Source organism: Blautia sp. HA3515, from assembly GCF_059933065.1.
The window spans coordinates 1-2,908 of the sequence record NZ_JAYFUY010000119.1; the positions used below are offsets into that span (position 1 = coordinate 1).

Sequence of the window (2,908 nt, forward strand, 5' to 3'; positions counted from 1 at the left end):
TTGCCACTGTGATCCGCAATAGTGTCCGATATGGCAATCTGGATATTCTGGAGGATGGCTATGGGATCAACATGATGCCTCTGGCAGCCTTTGCAATGGAAGCATACAGGGATGATCCCTGCATAGCTTTTTCCGGGATTTCCAGTCCATCGAATTATAATGCAATGGAAAAAGAATACAGCCGGAAAATGCATAAGGCCATTGCAGTGATCCAGTTCAAGCTGGAGGGTCAGCTGATCATGAACCATCCGGACTTTGGTATGGAGGATCGGCTCCTGCTTCATCGGATCCATCCGGAAAAAGGAACGATCACACTTCCTGACGGAAAAGAATATCCATTTTTGGATAACTGTTTTCCCACTGTGGACTGGACGCATCCTTATCAGCTTACCAAAGAAGAGCAAACAGTGATGGAACGGCTTACTTCCGGTTTTGTCAATTGTGCAAAGCTGCAACAGCATATGCGTTTTCTTCTTGACAAAGGAGGGCTTTATAGGGTATATAATGGGAATCTGCTGTTTCATGGAAGCATTCCATTAAATGAAGACGGATCCTTTAAAGAAGTACAGATCTATGGGAAAATATACAAAGGAAAAGCACTTTATGATACCCTGGAATCCTATGCAAGAAGGGCCTTTTATGAATTGGACGATAAAGAACTGGAAAAAAGCAGGGATATACTGTGGTATATCTGGGCAGCACCTAATTCACCGCTTTTCGGAAAAGATAAGATGACTACTTTTGAACGGTACTATATAGAAGATCCGGGAACTCATCAGGAGAACAAAAATGCTTATTACCGCCTTCTTGAGAATGAAAAAGTGGTTGTTCACATTTTGGAAGAATTTGGATTGGACGGGGCAGAGGGCAGGATCATTAACGGCCATGTACCTGTGCATCAGCTGGAGGGAGAGAATCCTGTGAAATGTGGTGGGAAGGTGATCGTGATCGATGGCGGTTTTTCCAGAGCTTATCGGAAAGTTACCGGGATCGCCGGTATACCCTGATCTATAATTCCTATGGTCTGGCACTGACTGCCCATGAGCCTTTTACTTCTGCGGAGGATGCTGTGATCAGAGAACAGGACATTGTCTCAAACCGTGTGGCAGTTCATTATACTTCCAGCCGGCGTCTGGTTGGGGATACAGACAATGGAAAAGCACTGAAGGAGCGGATCTGTGAATTAAAACGGCTTCTGGAAGCCTACAGGAGAGGCATTATCAAAGAGAAAAAGTGACTGAACCATTATAGGATCAGGCATTGGTTTCTATATAAAAAGTCCATCAGGGCAAATAAAAACAGAGGAGAATCGAAAAAATGGGTGGAATTTTTGGAGTAGTTTCAAAAAACAGTTGTGTAATGGATTTGTTTTTCGGAATCGATTATCATTCACATCTGGGAACGCGCAGAGGTGGAATGGCTGTTTATGACAAGGAAGAAGGCTTTAACAGGGCGATCCATAATATCGAGAATTCACCATTCAGGACAAAATTTGACCGGGATGTGGAGGAACTGCACGGAAATGTAGGAATCGGCTGTATTTCTGATAATGAGCCCCAGCCTTTGCTTGTACGTTCCCACCTGGGGAATTTTGCCATCACCACAGTTGGTAAGATCAATAATCTGGAGGAACTGGTACAGAATTGTTTCAAAAACGGATGCTCACATTTCCTTGAGATGAGCGGAGGCAGTGTAAATCCTACGGAAATGGTGGCAGCGCTGATCAATCAGAAGGGAAGTATCCTGGACGGGATCCGCTATGCACAGGAAGTGATCCAGGGATCAATGACTATGCTGATCCTGACACCGGAAGGATTATATGCAGCCCGTGACCGTCTGGGAAGGACACCTTTGGTGATCGGCAGGAAAGAAGGAGCCTGTTGTGCTTCTTTTGAAAGCCATGCGTACATTAATCTGGGTTATGAAGATTATAAGGAATTAGGCCCGGGCGAGGTAGATTTCCTTACACCTGAAGGGGTGGAGGTGCTGCAAAAGCCAGGGGATAAAATGCGCATCTGTTCTTTCCTCTGGGTATATTATGGGTATCCAACTTCCACCTATGAAGGAGTTAATGTAGAGGAAATGCGGTACAAATGCGGAGATATCCTGGCAGGCAGAGATGCAGGGGAGATTTCACCGGATATTGTAGCAGGTGTGCCGGATTCCGGTATTGCCCATGCCATTGGATATGCCAACCGTTCCGGAGTACCTTTTGCAAGACCATTTATTAAATACACACCAACCTGGCCACGTTCTTTTATGCCTACTCAGCAAAGCCAGCGTAATCTGATCGCCAGGATGAAACTGATCCCTGTACATAAGCTGATCAAAGGGAAAAGCCTGCTGATGATCGATGATTCCATCGTTCGTGGTACACAGCTTCCGTGAAACTACTGAATTTCTTTATAATAATGGGGCAAGAGAGGTGCATATCCGTCCGGCATGTCCGCCGCTGCTCTTTGGCTGCAAGTATCTGAACTTCTCCAGATCCAAATCGGAAATGGACCTGATCACAAGGCGGATCGTGGCAAAAAGAGAAGGGGATCATGTGGATCCGAAAGTGCTTGCAGATTATGCAAATCCGGATTCACAGAATTATAAGGAAATGCTGGAAGAGATCCGTAAAGAACTGAATTTTACATCCCTGAAGTACCATCGCCTGGATGATCTGGAAGCATCTATTGATATTGAGCCATGTAAGCTTTGTACTTATTGCTGGAATGGTGTAGAATAATTGTTCCATAAAACAAAACATGCATTGTGTGTGCCTAGGAGCTGGATCTACCAGCTTCCGGGAAGCATACAATGCATGTTTTTTAGTGATACAGCTTTTTGTTATCGGTACGGCCAACCAGATAATCAATGCTTGTATTATAATAGTTAGCAAGTCGGATGAGCATTTCAATTG

The 2,908-nt window shown here is 44.7% G+C and carries 2 pseudogenes; both read left to right on the top strand.

Going from position 1 to position 2,908, the window contains the following annotated elements:
• Window positions 1–8: 8 nt before the first annotated feature.
• Window positions 9–1,237, top strand: a pseudogene (locus tag R1Y93_RS09965) (fructose-bisphosphatase class III).
• 80 nt (window positions 1,238–1,317) lie between these two features.
• Window positions 1,318–2,734 (top strand): annotated as a pseudogene (locus R1Y93_RS09970) (amidophosphoribosyltransferase).
• Window positions 2,735–2,908: the final 174 nt, after the last annotated feature.